Here is a 17,337-nt window from a genome sequence, read left to right on the forward strand (position 1 = left end):
GGGCATGGCGCGCGCCCGGGGCGCGTTCTGCTCTGCATGGACCCAGAAATCGACGCGCTCGACGCGTACAGCCGGGTCGTCTCCACCGTGGCGGCCACCCTGCTGCCGAGCGTGGCCAGCCTGACCGTGCGCAGCCGGCGCGGTGAGGGAGCCGGCTCGGCCGTCGTCTACACCCCGGACGGCTTCGTCCTGACCTCCGCCCACGTAGTCGCCGGCGCCGACGGCGGCGACGCCGAGTTCACCGACGGCACCCAGACCCGCTTCGACGTGGTCGGCGCCGACCCCCTGGCCGACCTGGCGGTGCTGCGCATCCGCGAGCCCGGCGTGCCGCCCGCCACTCTGGGTAATGCCGACGACCTGCGCATCGGCCAGCTGGTCGTGGCCGTGGGCAACCCGCTGGGCCTGGCCGGCTCGGTCACGGCCGGCGTGGTCAGCGCTCTGGGCCGCTCCTTGCCCGTCCGCGACGGCCGGCACACCCGCCTGATCGACGACGTCATCCAGACCGACGCCGCCCTCAACCCGGGCAACTCGGGCGGCGCCCTCGCCGACTCGGCCAGCCGGGTGGTCGGCATCAACACCGCGGTGGCCGGCATCGGCCTGGGCCTGGCGGTGCCGATCAACGGCACGACCCGGCTGATCATGTCGGAGCTCATGTCGACGGGCCGCGTCCGCCGCGCCTGGCTCGGCGTGGCGGGCGCGACGGTGCCGCTGCCGCCACCCCTGGCGCAGCGCCTGGGCCAGTCGAAGGGCCTGCGCCTGGCCGAGGTCGTCCCGGGCAGCCCGGCGGGCCAGGCCGGGCTGTACGTCGGCGACGTCATGCTCTCGGCCGCGGGCAAGCCCATCACCGGCGTTCAGGACGTGCTGCGCCTGATGCTGGGGCCGGCGATCGGCCGCCGCCTGGCGATCACGGTGCTCCGCAAGGACGCCCTGGTCGACGTGGTGGCAGTCCCCGCCCCGCTGGAGTAGCCGCCTTGAGGCGATAAGTCGGGCGCCGGGGGCGCCCGACTTATCGCCTATATCATCATTTAGCGCCCGTGGGACGGATGCTGAAATAGGCGATAAATCCGGCGCCAGGGGCGCCGGATTTATCGCCTTTATCGTGATTTAGCGTGGCCAATGGTTGGCTCATTTGCGGCGTCGGGTGGTCGGGCGGGTTTGCCGGAGGCGTTGATCCGGGCCCAGACGTGTTCGGCGACTCGGCGGCGGCGCGCACGGCGCCCGGCCGAGCCCTCGATCGGCGTGATTCCAGCCGCCATCCGGCATCGCGACCGAATCTCTCCGCGATCATGCCGTGGTCGCCACCCGTATCGCGAGTTTTTCATGATCGCGGAAGGATTATGTACCTATAGGTACTATATGTCTCCGGGATCATGAGAAACACGCTGCACGTCGGCGGGAGTTGCATGATTCCGGAGAGATTCGGGCGTAATTCGTGCGTTCTGGCCGCAGCCGGTAAGTGCGGCGAAAAGTCACGACGCCCGGCGGCGTCATGACTTTTCGGATTTTTCCCCCGTCGGGGTATTAGCGCGCCAAACCAGACGGCGAGGCGAGGTCCGCACGCCGCGAGGGTGCGCGGACACCGGCGCCGCGAGGGTGCGCGGTCGACAGGCCGCGGGGCGCCGACACCGCGCTGCGCTGGCGCCGCACCGCGCTGCGCTGGCGCCGCACCGGGCGCACGCCGCAGAGCTCGTGGACGCCGCGCGGCGCGGACGCTCGGCCGAGACACCGCGCGGGAGCGCGGACACCGCACCGCGCGGATGCCGCACAGTGCGCGGACGCCCCGCGGCGCGGACACGCGGCCGGACACCGCGCGGCGCGGACGCCGCACCGCGCGGACACGCGGCCGGACACCGCGCGGCGCCGCAGGCCCCACGCAGGAGCGCGGACACCGCGCGGATGTCGCGGAGCGCGTGGACGCGGGTCAGGAGAGGCGCTCGAGCACCATCGCCATGCCCTGTCCGCCGCCGACGCACATGGTCTCCAGGCCGATCGACTTGTCGTGCCAGTTCAGCGAGTTGATCAGGGTACCGGTGATGCGGGCGCCGGTCATGCCGAAGGGGTGGCCGACCGCGATCGCGCCGCCGTTGACGTTGAGTTTCTCCAGTGGGATGCCGAGTTGGCGGTACGACGGGATGACCTGGGCCGCGAACGCCTCGTTGATCTCGACCAGGTCGACGTCGTCGATTGTCATGCCGGCGCGGCGCAGGGCGCTGCGGGAGGCCTCGACCGGGCCGATGCCCATGATCTCCGGGGACATCGCGGTCACGCCGGTGGAGATGATGCGGGCCAGCGGCGTGATGCCGAGCTCGCGGGCGCGCGTGTCGCTCATGACGATGACCGCGGCCGCGCCGTCGTTGAGCGGGCAGCAGTTGCCCGCGGTCACCCGGCCGTCGGGGCGGAAGACCGGCTTCAGGCCGGCCACGCCCTCGTAGGTGACGCCGGGGCGGGGGCCGTCGTCGGCCGAGACCACGTCGCCGCCGGGCGTCGTCACGGGGGTGATCTCGCGGGCCCAGAAGCCCTGCTTGATGGCCTCCTCGGCGAGGTTCTGCGACCGTACCCCGAACTCGTCCATCTCCTGCCGGGTCACGCCCTCGATCTCCGCCAGGTTCTCCGCGGTCTGGCCCATCGCGATGTAGATGTCGGGCAGCTCGCCGTCCTCGCGGGGATCGTGCCAGGTCTCGGCGCCGCCCTCGGCGCGCTTCACGGTGCGGGCGTAGGCGCCGGCGAAGGCCTGGTTCTGCCACGGGCCGCCGACGACCTCCTGGGCCTCCGGCGGCAGGGCGTCGGAGTTGCCGCGGGCGTACCGCGAAACGCACTCGACCCCGGCGGAGATGAACACATCGCCCTCGCCGGCCTTGATGGCGTGGAAGGCCATGCGGGTGGTCTGCAGCGAAGAGGCGCAGTACCGCGTCGTGGTCGCGCCCGGCAGGTGGTCGAAGCCCAGCAGGGTGCTGACCACGCGGGCCATGTTGAAGCCCTGTTCGCCGCCGGGGAGGCCGCAGCCCAGGTAGAGGTCCTCGATCTCGGTCGGATCGAGCTGCGGGACCTTGTCGAGCGCGGCGCGGACGATGGTGGCGGCAAGATCGTCGGGGCGGAGGTCGCGCAGCGATCCCTTGGCGGCTCGGCCGATCGGGGACCGGGCGGTGGCAACGATGACAGCTTCCGGCATATCCCGATGCTACTTGAGGGTAACCCGACGAGCGCCCGCCGGAATGTCACAACCGAGCCGGCCGACCCCGAGCAGCGCCCGGCGGAATGTCACAGCGAGGCGCCCGACCCGATGAGCGACCGGCGAGACGTCACACCCCGCGGCGGACCGCGGTGGCCTCCTCGACCGCGGGGAGCAGCGCGTGCGCCCACACCCGGTAGCCGTCCGCCGACGGGTGGAAGCCGTCGTGGCACAGCGTGCCGGCGTCGGCCCGGAACACCGCGCCGGTGCGCGCGCCCAGGTCGACCACGACCGCGCCGGCCGCGCCGGCGGTCAGGCCCTGCAGCCGGGCCATCCGGCGGCTGCGCAGGCCCATCAGCTGCCGCAGGGGCGGCGCGAAGGCGCGCAGCGCGCCGAAGTCGGGGCAGGTGCCGACCACCACCGGGATGCCCGCGTCACGCAGCCGGCGGCAGGCCGCGCCCAGGTGCTCGGCGGCATCGGCGGCCCGGCCGACGTTGGTCACGTCGTTGGTACCCACGAGGATGAGCGCCACGTCCGGAGCCGGCCCGACCAGCGCCCGGGCCACCTGGGTGGCCAGGTCGGAGGCGCGCGAGCCGGCGACGGCGACGCTGGACAGCTCCACCCGCCGGCCCGCGTTGCCCTCCGCCAGCAGGGCGGCGAGCTGGCCGCCGACCGTGTCGGCGACCCGGTCGACCCCGACGCCGAGGGCGGTCGCGTCGCCGAGCAGGACCAGGCGCATCGGGGGCTTGCCGGTGGCGCCGATCGACGAGCGCATCGCCAGGCGCATGTCGGGCTTGGCATACGTGCGGGTCCGGGCGGCGACCGCCTGCGCGGCGAGCACGGCGGCACCGCCGACCGTGCCGGCGAGGACGGTCGCACTCGCGACCTTGGCGAGGCGCTTGACGACACTCATGCCGTCACCTCCGTTCGGGGCGGTATAGGCACCTCAACGGGCCTACTGGGCGAGTCGGACGAACCGGGACCGTTGTCATGCTGCCTCCACGGTCCGGTCAGGGGTACGTTCGGCCTGCTGCGGCAGCCGGTGCCAGACCCGGTGGCGCAGCTGCGCCCAGCGTCCGGCCGGCCCGCGATCGCGCCCGGCCACCTGGGCGGCGCTGACCTCGGTCCCAGGCCGGTGCGCGGCCTCCAGGGCGGCCTGTGGCAGCGCGCGCACGCCCTCCCCCGCGCCCAGCCCGACACCGACGGCCACGGCGGGCTCCGGCTCGCTCAGGGCGGCCACGACGGTGGGCAGCACGGCCTGCGCGGCGGCCAGGTAGCCGGCGCCGGAGGGGTGGAACCGGTCGAAGCTGAACATGCGGTCCGGCTCGGCGTAGAACAGCTCGCCCAGCAGGTCGCCGAGCGACACCGTGCGACCGCCGGCCTCGACGACCGCGATCGTCTGCGCGGTGGCCATCTGCCGGCTCCAGCGCCGGGCCAGCCAGCGCAGCGGCGGCTGGATGGGGCGGATCGTGCCCAGGTCGGGGCAGGTGCCGACGACCACCTCGACGCCGGCCGAGCGCAGCGCCCGCACCGCGGTGACCAGGTGCCGCACCGCGGTCTGGGTGCTCACGCGGTGGGTCACGTCGTTGCCGCCGATGCAGATCACCGCGACGTCGGGCCGCTGCCGCAGCGCCACCTCGACCTGCGGCGCGAGGCCCTTGGACTCGGCCCCGACGACGGCCAGGCAGCGCATCTGGACCGGGCGTCGCAGCTGCTCGGCGAGGCCGGCCGCGACCGCCGCGGCGAAGGTCTCGCTGGGGCGCTCGGCGCCGTAGCCGGCGGCGGATGAGTCGCCGAGGACCATGAGGCGGACCGCCTCGCCGCCGTGGTGCCTGCCGTAGACGCCGTCCGCGCGCGGTGGCGGGCCGACGACCGGCGGAATGGTCTTGCGCGCCATCAGGGCCTGGCCGAGGACCAGGCCGTAGAACAACACGCCCGCGCCGGCGACTCCCCCGCCACCGACCGCCGCCGCCGTGGCTATCCGCCGTGCGCGCTCCGACTGCAGTTTCACGCCCCTGCCCTTTCCGTGCCTCTGGCCCCCGCGAACCCGAGGCTAGCCCCCGACCTCCAAGTATTCGCCGCTATTCGTCCCGATCCCGATCGTCCTCATCCCGACCGATCCGGCCCCGCGCGCAGCAGTGTGACGCGGATCAGCACCCGCTGGTCGCGCAGCATCGCCGAGCGGTAGTCGTCCCAGTCGGGGTGCTCACCCGAGGCGCGGCGGTAGTAGTCGACCAGGCCCTCGAGGCTCTGCGGCGGCGGCACCACCTCCGCCTCCCCCTCCACCTGGATCCAGCGCCCGTAGAAGCCGTCCGGCAGCACGCACAGCGCCGCCCACGGGTCGCGCCGCAGGTTACGCACCTTGAAGGCGGGCAGCCTGCTGCTGATCGCGACCTTGCCCTCGCCGTCGAGGACCGCGAGCACCGGGGACATCTGCACGCCGCCGTCGGAGCGCCGGGTGGCCAGCACGGCCTGGTGCTGCTCGGCGATCACGGCGCGGGCCGCATCGAGATCCATGTCGTCATTCTTACCTCGGCGCATGGTGACCGGCACCGTTACATTCATAGCCAGACAAGAGAGGGCGGTCACCATGGCGGACAAAACGCTGCGACGGCGGATGGCGTGGACCGCGCTGCTGCGGGTGTTCAAGCCCGGCACGCCAGGCATCGGCAAGCGGCTCGCCGCCATCCCGCGGATGATCAAGGCCACCTTCAAGAGGGAGTACGACGGCGGCGCCCGCCTGGCCATGCTCGCCGCGGCCGGGGTGTACATCATCTCCCCCATCGACGCCGTCCCGGAAGCCTTCCTGCTGGTCTTCGGCCTGGTCGACGACCTGGCCGTGGCGGGGTACTTCGCCGGCGCCCTGATGGACGAGCTCGAGCGCTTCCTGGAGTGGGAGAAGCTGCGCGACAACGTCATCCCCGGACACGTGGTCAGGTAGTCCGGCCGCTCCCGATACGCTGGCGACGTGCGCTACTACGACAACGTCGTCGAGCTTGTGGGCAACACCCCACTCGTCCGGCTCCGCAACGTCACCGCGGGCATCTCCGCCACCGTCCTGGCCAAGGTCGAGTACCTCAACCCCGGCGGCAGCGTGAAGGACCGCATCGCGCTGCGGATGGTCGAGGAGGCGGAGAAATCCGGCCTGCTGCGGCCCGGCGGCACCATCGTCGAGCCGACCTCCGGCAACACCGGGGTCGGGCTCGCGCTGGTGGCCCAGCTCAAGGGGTACCACTGCGTCTTCGTCTGTCCCGACAAGGTCAGCGAGGACAAGCAGAACGTGCTGCGCGCCTACGGTGCGGAGGTCGTGGTCTGCCCGACCTCGGTCGCGCCCGAGGACCCGCGCTCCTACTACAACGTCTCCGACCGGCTGGCGCGGGAGATCCCCGGCGCCTGGAAGCCCGACCAGTACGCCAACCCGGCGAACCCGCGCTCCCACTACGAGACGACCGGCCCCGAGATCTGGGAGCAGACCGACGGCCGGGTCACGCACTTCGTGGCGGGCGTGGGCACCGGCGGCACCATCTCCGGCGCCGGCCGCTTCCTGAAGGAGGCTTCCGCGGGGAGGGTACGCGTGATCGGCGCCGACCCGGAGGGCTCCGTCTACTCCGGCGGGACCGGGCGGCCCTACCTGGTGGAGGGCGTCGGCGAGGACTTCTGGCCCACGACGTACGACCGGACCATCTGCGACGAGATCGTCGAGGTCTCCGACAAGGACTCCTTCGACTACACCCGGCGCCTCGCCCGCGAGGAGGGGCTGCTGGTCGGCGGCTCATGCGGCATGGCCGTGGCCGCGGCGCTCAAGGTGGCCCGCGCGGCCGGCCCGGACGACGTCGTGGTGGTCCTGCTGCCCGACGGCGGCCGCGGGTACCTCTCCAAGATCTTCAACGACGCCTGGATGGCCCGCTACGGCTTCCTGCGCACCGCCGAGGCGACGCCGACCGTCGCCGACGTGCTGGTCGGCAAGGACGGCCGGGTGCCCGGCATGGTGCACATCCACCCCAACGAGACGGTGCGCGACGCGATCGACTACATGCGCGAGTACGGCGTCTCCCAGCTGCCGGTGCTCAAGGCCGAGCCGCCGGTCGTCACCGGCGAGGTGGCCGGCTCGATCGCCGAGCGCGACCTGCTCGACGCGCTGTTCTCCGGCCAGGCCCACCTGCACGACATCGTCGAGCGCCACATGTCGGCACCGCTGCCGATGATCGGCGGCGGCCAGCCGGTGAACGAGGCGGTCGCCCTGCTGGAGAAGGCCGACGCCGCGGTGGTCCTCATCGACGGCAAGCCCGCCGGCGTGCTCACCCGCCAGGACCTGCTGGCCTACCTCACCTGACCCCGCCGCCCATCGGCCCGCACATCCGATAAGTCGGGCGCTCCGCGCCACGACTTATCGGATTTATCGCCTGACGGGGCATATATCCGATTTGGCAGCCATAAGTCTCCGTGATCATGCATGCGGCCACGCCGAAACACCGGGTTCGCCATGATCACGGAGACATACGGTACCCATACGTACGTTTTGTCTCCGCGATCACGAATAACGCGTGGTGCACACGTCCGGTTGAGCATGATCACGGAGACAAAGCGTCCCGGACCGCGCGCGACAAGCCCGGCGCCAACTCGGGCAGCGCCCGACGCCCAGCCGGATCAGGTGAGAGACCGCGAACCGCGAATGCCGTGCCGCGGACCGCGCCTCGGCATGGACGGACGTCGGGGGGCAAAACGGCGCAAATTGGCCGCGACCACCCGCAGCCGGCCAGGCGGAGCCAAGTCACTGCCGAGCCGGGGCACCGGCAACGCCGCGCGCACCCCGGGCCGCGCACCCCGGGCCGCGGGCGCACGGCAAGGCCATCGACCGGGCCAGGCTGGGCATGAACGCCGCCCGGCCCGCCAGTCCTGCACGAGCGGCGCCCAGCGGGACCTCAGCGAAGACGCCGCGGCAGGCTAAGCGAAGACGCCGCGGGTAGCTAATCGAAGACGCGCGCCGCGGCGGGCTAAGCGAAGAGGCCGCGGGCTAAGCGAAGGCGCCGCGGAGGGCGTTGATGCGGTCGGCGGCCTCGGCGTGGACGGGCGGCGGGGCGAAGCGGCGCACATCCGCCGCGACCACCCGCAGCTGATCGGGCAGGGCCAAGTCGTTGTCGAGCCGGGGCACGGGCAGCGCCGGGCGTCCCTCGGCCGCGGCGCACCGGTCGGCCAGCCACTGGACGAGGTCGTGCATGAGCGCCGCCCGGCTCGTCGCGGAACCGCCGCTGGACGCCGCCCAGCGGGGCGGCGTCCAGCGTGAGACCTGGCCGACCAGCTTGCGCACGGCGGCGCCCAGTTGGTCGTCGTCGCGCATCAGCGTCGCAGGTAGCTCAGCAGGCGCAGGATCTCGTAGTACAGGAAGATCAGGCCGACGAGAATTCCGAAGGCGCAGTACCACGAATACTTCTGCGGCAGGCCGTAGCGCACGCCCTGCTCGATCTGGTCGAAGTCGAGGATGAACGTCAGGGCGCCGACGCCGATGACGATGAGGCTGAAGACGATCGGCAGCCAGCCGACGCTGCCCGTGGTGCCGTAGTCGCGCAGGCCCAGGTTGACGCCGAACAGGTAGAACAGCCAGTTGGCGAGGCTGAGCACCACGACGCCGATCAGGGCGCCGAGGACGAACTTCGTGAACCGGGGCGTGGCCCGCAGCACCTTCAGCTTGTAGAGCACCGCCATCACGGCGAAGACGCCGAAGGTGCCGATCACCGCCTGCAGGATGATCCCGGAATACCAGCTCTCGTAGGCCCGGCTGATGACGCCGAGCACGATGCCCTGGGCCGCCGCGTAGATCATGATCACTACGGGGTTGGTGATCCGCATGATGGAGATCACCAGGCCGAGCACGAGGCCGGCGATCAGCGAGCCGATGACCGCGAGCACCATCACGCCGGGCGTGTTGGGCAGCAGCGTCCAGGCGCCCGCGCCGAACACGCCGGTGACCGCGAGCAGGGCCACCGTGCGGACGACGACGTCGTCCATCGTCATGGCGCGCGAGGGGGCCTGCGCGCCGGGGTATCCGGTCTCATACCGGGAAGCCCGCGCCGCCTCGCCAAGGCGGGTGAGCACCGGGTTGGAACTCTGCACGATCGGCCTCCATGGGCGTCTCATTCACGTGTACGACCAGGGTACCGCGAAAGGGCCCGTCTGGGACGCCTACCATACAGTGCGACGTGCGGGTTACCGTCCGTCACTGTTCCGGGGACGGCCACGTGGAGCATTGCCAGGAATGGGGAACGGTGGGGGTGCCCGGGGCGGGGTTCGAACCCGCACGCCTCGCGGCAGCCGCTTTTAAGGCGGCCGTGTCTGCCGTTCCACCACCCGGGCGTGGAAACGCGTTTCACGGTAGCCCGTCCGACGAACTGTCAACACCGACAACGGGTTGGCCGTTACTGTCATCCGGGTGACCAGCGCCCCGCATACCGGCGAGGCCGGGACTGCGCCGGTGGAGCAACAAAAACGAACCACTCCGCCGATGTATTTTCGGCGTCCATGGATTAGGGACGCCGCCGTTTGCTTGTTGTTTGTGGTCGCCGGCGTCCTGTTGACGCATGGGCTTTGGCCGGATCCGGCGGGGCGCGCGCTCGAGCTGAACTCGAACGACCAGGCGCTCGACGAGTGGTTCCTCGCCTACGCGACCCGAGCGTACCGCGGGGATTTCACCCTCGTGACCGGCGCGCTGAACGCCCCCGAGGGGGTGAACCTCATGGGCAACGCCTCGCTCATCGGGCTCGGGCTGCTGTTCGCCCCGTTGACGCTCGCCTTCGGCGCCCCGGTGACGTTCGCGGTGGCGACCGCGGTCAACCTGGCGGCGACCGGCGCCGGGTGGTATCTCCTGCTCGCCCGCACGCTCGGCCTGCACCGCCTCGGCGCGCTCGTCGGCGGCGCGTTCTGCGGCTTCGCGCCCGGCATGGTGAGCCAGTCCAACGCGCACCTGCACATGACGGCCGCCTGGCTGGTGCCGCCGATGGTCTGGTGCGTGGTGGCGCTGGCCCGCGAGCATCGCCGGGCGGTGCGCCGCGGCCTGCTGCTGGGGGCGCTGGCCGCCGGGCAGTTCTTCCTCGGCGAGGAGGTGCTCTTCCTCACCGCGCTCACCCTCGGGCTGTTCTGCCTGGCCTACACCGCGACCGCCCGGCCCTTCCCGCGCGCCGCGCTGCACGGCCTCGGCGTCGGGCTGGGCGTCGCCGTCTTCGTCGCCGCCGCGCTGCTGGCCTACCCGCTGTGGGTGCAGTTCGACGGCGCGCAGAGCGCGCACGGCGGGGTGTTCTCCCCGGGGTACTACGCGGCCGATCTGCGCAGCTTCGCGGCCGTCTCGCCGCTGTCACTGGCCGGCGACGACGGGGCCGCGCGGCTGGCGAGCGGGCCCGCCGAGTACACCACCTTCTTCGGCGCGCCAGCGCTCATCGTCGTGCTGGGCGCGACGGTGTGGCTGTGGCGGCGCCCGGCCGTGGTCGCCTGCACGGTGGTGACGATCGTGCTGTTCGCGCTGTCGCTCGGCCCGCGGATCGTGGTCGGGCACGAGCGGACCGAGCAGTGGGGCCCCTTCGCGCTGCTGTCCGGGCTGCCGGTGGTGGAGTGGGCGCTGCCGGCCCGCTTCGCGCTCGCCGCGATCCCGCTACTCGGCTTCGTGCTGGCCCAGGCGGTGCACGTGGCGCTGACCCAGACGGAGACGCTGAAGCTGCTCGTGCCGGTCGCCGTCGTAGCCTCGCTCGTGCCGCTGGCGCCGCGCCCGTTGCCGACGGCGCCGCGCACCCCGGTGCCGAAGTTCTTCACGGAGGGGTACTGGCACGGCTTCGCGCCCCGCGACGGGACGATCGTGCCCGTGCCCCTGCCCGACTCGCACAACCCGCAGTCGATGCGCTGGGCCGCGGCCACCGATGTCGCGTTCGCCACGCCGCAGGGCTGGTTCATCGGGCCCTACGGCCGCGACGGCCGGGCCGCCGTCGGCATCTGGCCGCGGCCCACGGCGCAGTTGCTGGCGCGGGTCGTCACGAACGACGCCGCGCCGGCGCTGACCGACCGGGACCGGGTGGCGCTACGCCGGGACATCGCCTACTGGCACGCGTCCTGCTTCGTGCTCGCCGACGGCCAGCCGGGCGCCGAGGCGCTCAAGAGCACCCTCGACGCCCTGCTCGGCCCGGGCGAACGCGTCGCCGACGTATGGGTCTGGCAAGCCCGCACGACCTGACGACCGCGCCCGCCCCGCCCAAACGACCGCGCCCCGCCCAAACGACCGCGCCGCCCAAGCGACCACGACCGCGCCGCCCAAGCGACCACGACCGCGCCGCCCAAGCGACCACGACCGCGCCGCCCAAGCGACCACGACCGCGCCGCCCAAGCGACCACGACCGCGCCGGCCAAGCGACGGCGCCCCGCACCGCCCAACGACCCCGCCGGCTAGGCGGCGCGGTCGGAGGAAGTGGAGCCGGCGCGGTTGACGGGGAGCGGGATCGGGGCCGTGACCTCGGTGAAGGCCTCCCGCGGCTCGTGCAGCGAGCCGAGCGCGACGACCTCGCGCCGCAGCACCAGCTGCAGCGTCCAGTCGACGAGCACCCGGATCTTGCGGTTCAGGGTCGGGATGCGGCTCAGGTGGTACGTGCGGTGCATGAACCAGGCCGGCACCCCGCGCACCTTCACCCCGTAGACCCGCGCCGCGCCCTTGTAGAGCCCGAGGCCCGCCACCGAGCCGACGTGCTTGTGCTTGTAGTCGACCGGCTCGCGGCCGCGCACCACCGCGGCGATGTTGTCGGCCAGCCGGGAGGCCTGCCGCACCGCGTGCTGCGCGCTCGGCGAGCACAGCGCGGCCGGGTCGGCCGAGGTCAGGTCGGGCACCGCGGCGCAGTCGCCGGCGCTCCACGCGCCCTCGACCACGTTGCCCTCGGCGTCGACGACCTGCAGCGTCGGCTTGCAGGTGATCGCGCCGCGCTGGTTGCGCGGCAGGTCGGTGTCGGCGAGCATCGGGTGCGGCTTCACGCCGGCCGTCCACACGATCGTGTCGGCCTCGAAGGCGTCGCCGTCGGAGAGCCGCACCAGGCCGTCGACGCACGACTCGAGCCGCGTGCCGAGCCGGATGTCGATGCCCCGGCGGGTGAGCTGGACCGCGGTGTAGGCGCCCATCTCGGCGCCGACCTCGGGCAGGATGCGGTTGGCCGCCTCGACCAGCACGAAGCGCACCTCGTCGCGGGGGATCTCGGGGTAGTAGCGCAGGGCGCCGCGGACCATGTCCTCCATCTCGGCCAGCGCCTCGACGCCCGCGTAGCCGCCGCCGACGAAGACGAAGGCGAGGGCCCGGCGGCGGGTCGCCGGGTCGGTCGTGGTCGCGGCCACGTCGAGCCGGTCGAGCACGCTGTTGCGCAGGAAGACCGCCTCGCCGATGGTCTTGAAGCCGACCGCCTGCTCGCGCAGGCCCGGGATGGGCAGCGTGCGCGAGACCGAGCCCGGCGCCACGACGATGTGGTCGTAGGCCACCTCGCGGGCCGGCCCGATGATCGGCTGGACGATGGCCACCTTCCGGGCGTGCTCGATGCTGGTCACCGTGCCTGAGAGCACGTGGCAGCGCTTGAGCTCGCGGCGCAGGGGCACGACGCTGTGCCGGGGCGAGATGTTGCCGGCCGCCGACTCGGGCAGGAACGGCTGGTAGGTCATGTGGGGCTGGGGGTCGACCACGGTGACCTCAGCCTCGTGCAGGTTGAGCTTCTTGGACAGGCGCAGGGCGGCATAGAGCCCGACGTGCCCGGCACCGACGATCAGGATTCGCTTCGCAGCCACGGACACAACGCTAGCCACGAAACGGGCCGCGGAGCCGCCGGGCATCAGACATGTAACCGGCGTTACCAGGGCTGTAACGCCCGCCACAGGTACCGAAGCCGGTCGATCTTCAGGTCCGGCGGGCGATCATCCACGCCAGCACGCCGGCCGCCAGCACGCCGGCCAGCGACGCGGCGAGGAACACCGGCCCGACCGTGAGCCGGGCCGCGAGCATCAGCGCCACGCTCACCAGCGCGCTCGCCGCGACCACCGCGAGGGCCCGTAGCAGCCAGCCGGAGAGCACGCCGGGCGAGACCACGGCGTCGTAGGGCAGCACCGCGGCCAGGGCGGCGAGGGAGTGCATGAGGTAGAGCGCCGCGGACAGCGCGACCAGCCGGGGCAGCCAGACCGGCTCGCCGTAGACGGTGGTGGCGGCCAGCCAGCCGAAGGCGCACGCGAAGATGGCGAGCCCCACCAGCCGGCTGCGCGGGAACAGCCCCGGCAGCAGCGCGACGATCCCGGCCACGAGGATCCCGCCCAGGTTCTGCATCACCGCGGCCGGGAAGCCGAGCACCAGGCTCAGCGCGGCGAACACGGTGACGCCGAGGCGGACCAGCAGCGGACCGGCGGAGGCGCGCTCGGCGAAGTCCTTGACCCGGCCGGCGCGGGCGGCGAAGTAGTCGCCGAGCTCGTCGAACATCAGGTCGTCACCGTCCGCCCGACCGCCACCCGGGCCACGCCGTGCAGCACCTCGTCGAGGCTCCCGGCGCCACCCCAGGCCACCACCGGCACGCCGTGCTCGCGGAGCTGGCCCATGATCGCCTCGCGCTCCAGCCGCCACATGCGCGCCGCCACGTCGCCCCACTTGCCGGCGGCCCGCACGCGCAGGGCCGAGTCGGCGAGGGTGTCCACGGCGACCACGAACCGGCCGGCCCGGGCGAGGCTCGCCAGCATCGCCGCCGAGCGCACGTCCAGCAGCGGCGTGAGCACCATCACCAGCGCGTTGCCCTGGACCATGTGCGGGCCGAACGACGACGGCGGCGGCTCGTCGTCCTGCTCGCCCGGCGCCACGTCGAGCAGCCACTCCAGCGTCGTCATGTAGTGCCGCCGGCCGCTCGCCGCGCGGAGGTGGCGCACGGCGCCGCCGTACTGCAGCAGCGCCACCCGGTCGCCGCGGTGCAGGTAGTGCTCGGCGATGCCGGCCGCCGCGCGGACGGTGATGTCGAGCACCGAGGTGGCGCCGTCGATGCCGCCCGAGCGCCCCGCCTCGTGCAGCGCGTCGAGGAGTACCACCACCTCGGCATCGCGGTCCGACAGCGTGCTCACCACGTGGATCTCGCGCGTGCGCAGCGACACCCGCCAGTCGATGCGGCGCAGCCGGTCGCCGGGGCCGAAGCGGCGCACGCCGGCCAGCTCACCGCCCTCACCGGTGCGGCGGGAGCGGTGGCCGCCCACGTGCCCGGCCGCGCGGGGCATCGCCTCGGCCGCGTCGAAGTGCTCGGTCGCCGGGTATGCCTTGAGCGGCAGCGGCGGTGTCTGCGCGCCCCGGCTGATGAGCAGCCCGTCGGAGGCGATCGCGTGCGCGGTCACCGGGCCCAGCGGGTGGCGGCCCCAGCGCAGGATCCGCCCCTCCAGGCCGACGCCGGCGATCGTGCCGCCGGCGACGCTGACCGCGTAGGGCCGGTCGGTGTGCCGCAGGCGGACCCAGCGCGGTACCACCGCCCGGACGACCACCAGGTCGAACCCGGACGGGTTGGGGTTGCCCACGCTCACCGTGACGTCCACGTCGTTGCCCTCCACGAGGAAGGGCTCGGCGGTGCTCACCTCGAGCGTCGGCACCCGTCGCGGCCGGCGCACCAGCGAGATCGCGGTGCCGATGGCGAAGGGCGCGGCGATCGCGACGAGGTCGTACCGCCCGATGATCACGGCGACGAAGACCAGCGCGCCGGCGACCAGCACGGCCCGGCCCAGCGCCCGGGTCGGCTCGAACGCCCGGGCGTGGGACCTGGGCCCGCCGTGATCAGCCATGCGGCTCAGCCACGCCTTCCGCCGTAGGTGGGCAGCGCGCCGCTGGCCGGGGCCGGAGTCTGGGCGAGCACCTCGCCGACCACCGAGCGCGGGTCGATGCGCTTGAGCCACATCTCCGGCCGCAGCGAGATGCGGTGCGCCAGGGCCGGGACCGCGACCGCCTTGACGTCCTCGGGCACCACGTAGTCCCGGCCGCTGAGCGCGGCGGAGGCGCGGGAGAGCAGCAGCAGCGCGAGGGAGCCGCGGGGCGAGGCGCCGACCAGCACGTGCGGGTGGACCCGGGTGGCCGCGGTCAGCGAGACGATGTACCGCCCGATCGAGTCCTCGACCGCCACGTCCTCGAGCGCGCCCTGCATGGCCAGCAGCGTCTCGGCGTCGACGATCGGCTCGAGGGTGGCCTCCTCCTGCCGGCGGGCCATGCGGCGGCGCAGCACGTCCCACTCCTCGTCGGCCTCCGGGTAGCCGAACGACACCCGCAGCAGGAACCGGTCCAGCTGAGCCTCGGGCAGCGGGTACGTGCCCTCGTACTCGATCGGGTTGGCGGTGGCGAGCACGTGGAACGGCGCGTCGAGCCGGTAGGTGGCGCCCTCCACCGAGACCTGCCGCTCCTGCATCGCCTCCAGCAGCGCCGACTGCGTCTTCGGCGGCGTGCGGTTGATCTCGTCGGCGAGCAGCAGGTTGGTGAAGACCGGGCCGGCCCGGAAGGTGAACTCGTGGTTGCGCTGGTCGTAGAGGAACGACCCGGTCACGTCGGCGGGCAGCAGGTCGGGGGTGAACTGCAGGCGCCGGAAGCCGATGCCGAGCGCCTGGGCGAACGAGCGCGCGGTCAGCGTCTTGCCCAGGCCGGGCAGGTCCTCCAGCAGCACGTGGCCGCCGGCCAGGATCCCGGCCAGGACCAGCTCGAGCGAGTCGCGCTTGCCGACGACCACCGTGCCGACCTGGTCCAGGACCACCTTGGCGATCCGGCCCACCTCGGCCGTTGCGAGCGTCTTCATAGCGCCTCCACCTTCGCGACGATCGATGCTATGTCCTGCGGGCTCGGCACGCGGGACGGTGTGTAGTGCAGCAGCTGCCAGAGCTCCTCGCCGACGAGCGCGCGGGCCTGCTCGGGGGCGCCGGCCAGGGTGATGCCGTGCCGCTGGCGCAGCCGGGCGTCGACGAGGTCGGTGAAGCGCGGTACCACCACCGCGGCGAACCGGCCGGGGTCGCGCTCGCCCCAGACGAAGCGGTCGTCCCACTTCGCCACCGCCAGCCGGATGCCGTCGCCGCGCGGGATCGCGTCGCGCAGCTCGCGCCGGGCGGCCCGCTCCCCCGGGTTCTCCTCCGGCGGGCGGACCGGCTCCCGGCCACTGCCGGTGACCGCGGCGGGCAGGTCGTCGGCGTGCACCTGCTGCAGCACCTCGCGCATCACCTGGATGGCCACGATCGACAGCAGGACCAGCGCATACGGCAACCGGTAGCCGGCCACCCAGAGCACGCCGCCGCCGACCACGGTCAACGCGAACGCGACGAACAGGCGGCGGATCCACCAGCGCAGGTCGAACGGGCGCGACGGGCGGCGGGCCGGGCGCGGGTCGGGCCGGGGCGCCGCCCGCTCGCCGTCGAACAGCTCGTCGAGGCCGACCACCTGCTCGCGCTCACGGGGCACCGGGTGCTCCTCCCGCCGGGCTGGGCGCGACGCCGGAGAGCTCGGCGCGCAGCTGCCGCAGGGCCGCGATCGCGTCCTGCCGGGAGCGCTCGGTGACCGGGTGGGTGGCGTAGCGGGCCTCGCGGTACACGTCGGCGAATCCCTCCAGCGTCGGCCGGCTCACCCGGTGGGCGGACAGCAGGCGGGTGACCAGCTCGGTCGGGCTGTCGCCGATCAGGCGCGGGGTGCCGGCCGCGGCGGCGGCCCGCTCCAGGCGCACCCAGCAGGCGATCACGGCCCGGCGCGGGTCGGCGTCGCTGTCGCCCAGCTCGACCAGGCCGGCCTCGACGGCGGCGATGACCTCGTCGCCGGCCGCCGGGACCGCCATGGGCCGGGCCGCCTCGGGCTCGACGAACAGCCGCGCGGGCTGTTTCGGGGCGCGGTTGCGCAGCAGATACCACACCAGGCTGCCGACGAGCACCACGACGATCAGCCCGCAGACGCCCATCGCGGCGAGGAGCACCCAGTCGGGCAGGGCATAGCCGCTGGAGTAATCGCCGGGCACCGGCTGCGGTGGCGCCGCGATCGTGGCGGCCGGGCCGGGGGTCGGATCGTCGAGGTCGGGCGCGGCGACCGGCAGATTGATGATCTCGGGCGAGGACATCGAGGCGGCGATGGTCCCGACGCCGAGCACGGCCACGACGCCCAGCACCGGCAACCAGCGGCTGATGGTGCGGTCCAT

16 protein-coding genes and 1 tRNA gene are annotated in these 17,337 nt (G+C 73.2%); 4 read left to right on the top strand and 13 right to left on the bottom strand.

Annotated features, from left to right (window positions below; translation table 11 throughout):
- Positions 1-36 precede the first annotated feature (36 nt).
- Positions 37-966 carry a S1C family serine protease gene (locus ACQPXD_RS51270; RefSeq protein WP_432831663.1) on the top strand — a complete coding sequence of 310 codons (930 nt, stop codon included), beginning with the start codon at positions 37-39 and terminating at the stop codon, positions 964-966.
- Positions 967-1,921: 955 nt separating this feature from the next.
- Here the strand turns inward: ACQPXD_RS51270 and ACQPXD_RS51275 are convergent.
- The 4 genes from ACQPXD_RS51275 to ACQPXD_RS51290 form a co-directional block, all read right to left on the bottom strand.
- Positions 1,922-3,169 (bottom strand): acetyl-CoA C-acetyltransferase, encoded by a 1,248-nt coding sequence (locus tag ACQPXD_RS51275; RefSeq protein ID WP_432831665.1) that lies wholly within the window; start codon positions 3,167-3,169, stop codon positions 1,922-1,924.
- Between the two features lie 130 nt (positions 3,170-3,299).
- The gene (locus ACQPXD_RS51280; protein WP_432831667.1) at positions 3,300-4,082 is read right to left on the bottom strand and encodes an SGNH/GDSL hydrolase family protein; all 783 of its coding nucleotides are present in this window, start codon (positions 4,080-4,082) and stop codon (positions 3,300-3,302) included.
- Positions 4,083-4,157: 75 nt separating this feature from the next.
- Positions 4,158-5,180, bottom strand: coding sequence for an SGNH/GDSL hydrolase family protein (locus ACQPXD_RS51285; RefSeq protein WP_432831669.1), 1,023 nt, complete (start codon positions 5,178-5,180; stop codon positions 4,158-4,160).
- 95 nt (positions 5,181-5,275) lie between these two features.
- Positions 5,276-5,686: a PPOX class F420-dependent oxidoreductase gene (locus ACQPXD_RS51290; RefSeq protein WP_432831671.1), complete on the bottom strand. Its 411-nt coding sequence runs from the start codon at positions 5,684-5,686 to the stop codon at positions 5,276-5,278.
- A gap of 73 nt (positions 5,687-5,759) precedes the next feature.
- Between ACQPXD_RS51290 and ACQPXD_RS51295 the strand changes: the two genes are divergently transcribed.
- Positions 5,760-6,110 carry a YkvA family protein gene (locus ACQPXD_RS51295; RefSeq protein ID WP_432831673.1) on the top strand — a complete coding sequence of 117 codons (351 nt, stop codon included), beginning with the start codon at positions 5,760-5,762 and terminating at the stop codon, positions 6,108-6,110.
- A gap of 27 nt (positions 6,111-6,137) precedes the next feature.
- Positions 6,138-7,502, top strand: coding sequence for a cystathionine beta-synthase (locus ACQPXD_RS51300; RefSeq protein WP_432831675.1), 1,365 nt, complete (start codon positions 6,138-6,140; stop codon positions 7,500-7,502).
- Positions 7,503-8,183: 681 nt separating this feature from the next.
- Here ACQPXD_RS51300 and ACQPXD_RS51305 read toward each other — a convergent pair.
- From ACQPXD_RS51305 to ACQPXD_RS51315, 3 genes are all read right to left on the bottom strand, one after another.
- Positions 8,184-8,507 carry a hypothetical protein gene (locus tag ACQPXD_RS51305; protein ID WP_432831677.1) on the bottom strand — a complete coding sequence of 108 codons (324 nt, stop codon included), beginning with the start codon at positions 8,505-8,507 and terminating at the stop codon, positions 8,184-8,186.
- Positions 8,507-9,280, bottom strand: a complete 774-nt coding sequence (locus ACQPXD_RS51310; protein ID WP_432831679.1) for a Bax inhibitor-1/YccA family protein — start codon at positions 9,278-9,280, stop codon at positions 8,507-8,509. The genes ACQPXD_RS51305 and ACQPXD_RS51310 overlap by 1 nt, the downstream gene beginning before the upstream one ends.
- Before the next feature lie 159 nt (positions 9,281-9,439).
- Positions 9,440-9,520, bottom strand: a tRNA-Leu gene (locus ACQPXD_RS51315).
- Between the two features lie 217 nt (positions 9,521-9,737).
- Here ACQPXD_RS51315 and ACQPXD_RS51320 point away from each other — a divergent pair.
- On the top strand, positions 9,738-11,381 hold the full coding sequence (locus ACQPXD_RS51320; RefSeq protein ID WP_432831681.1) for a hypothetical protein: 1,644 nt from the start codon (positions 9,738-9,740) through the stop codon (positions 11,379-11,381).
- Between the two features lie 209 nt (positions 11,382-11,590).
- On the opposite strand, the gene ACQPXD_RS51325 is transcribed toward ACQPXD_RS51320, so the two are convergent.
- The 6 genes from ACQPXD_RS51325 to ACQPXD_RS51350 all read right to left on the bottom strand — a co-directional run bounded on the left by ACQPXD_RS51325 (position 11,591) and on the right by ACQPXD_RS51350 (position 17,337).
- On the bottom strand, positions 11,591-13,006 hold the full coding sequence (locus ACQPXD_RS51325; protein WP_432831683.1) for an NAD(P)/FAD-dependent oxidoreductase: 1,416 nt from the start codon (positions 13,004-13,006) through the stop codon (positions 11,591-11,593).
- Between the two features lie 64 nt (positions 13,007-13,070).
- Complete coding sequence (locus ACQPXD_RS51330; RefSeq protein ID WP_432831685.1) at positions 13,071-13,640, bottom strand: hypothetical protein; 570 nt, start codon at positions 13,638-13,640, stop codon at positions 13,071-13,073.
- Positions 13,640-14,968: a DUF58 domain-containing protein gene (locus tag ACQPXD_RS51335; protein WP_432831687.1), complete on the bottom strand. Its 1,329-nt coding sequence runs from the start codon at positions 14,966-14,968 to the stop codon at positions 13,640-13,642. Before ACQPXD_RS51335 ends, ACQPXD_RS51330 begins: the two co-directional genes overlap by 1 nt.
- A gap of 5 nt (positions 14,969-14,973) precedes the next feature.
- Complete coding sequence (locus tag ACQPXD_RS51340) at positions 14,974-15,963, bottom strand: AAA family ATPase (RefSeq protein ID WP_432831689.1); 990 nt, start codon at positions 15,961-15,963, stop codon at positions 14,974-14,976.
- Complete coding sequence (locus tag ACQPXD_RS51345) at positions 15,960-16,616, bottom strand: hypothetical protein (RefSeq protein ID WP_432831691.1); 657 nt, start codon at positions 16,614-16,616, stop codon at positions 15,960-15,962. Before ACQPXD_RS51345 ends, ACQPXD_RS51340 begins: the two co-directional genes overlap by 4 nt.
- Positions 16,606-17,337, bottom strand: coding sequence for a DUF4129 domain-containing protein (locus ACQPXD_RS51350; RefSeq protein WP_432831693.1), 732 nt, complete (start codon positions 17,335-17,337; stop codon positions 16,606-16,608). The genes ACQPXD_RS51345 and ACQPXD_RS51350 overlap by 11 nt, the downstream gene beginning before the upstream one ends.

The sequence above is a fragment of the Dactylosporangium sp. CA-092794 genome (genome assembly GCF_050948465.1).
GTDB lineage: Bacteria > Actinomycetota > Actinomycetes > Mycobacteriales > Micromonosporaceae > Dactylosporangium.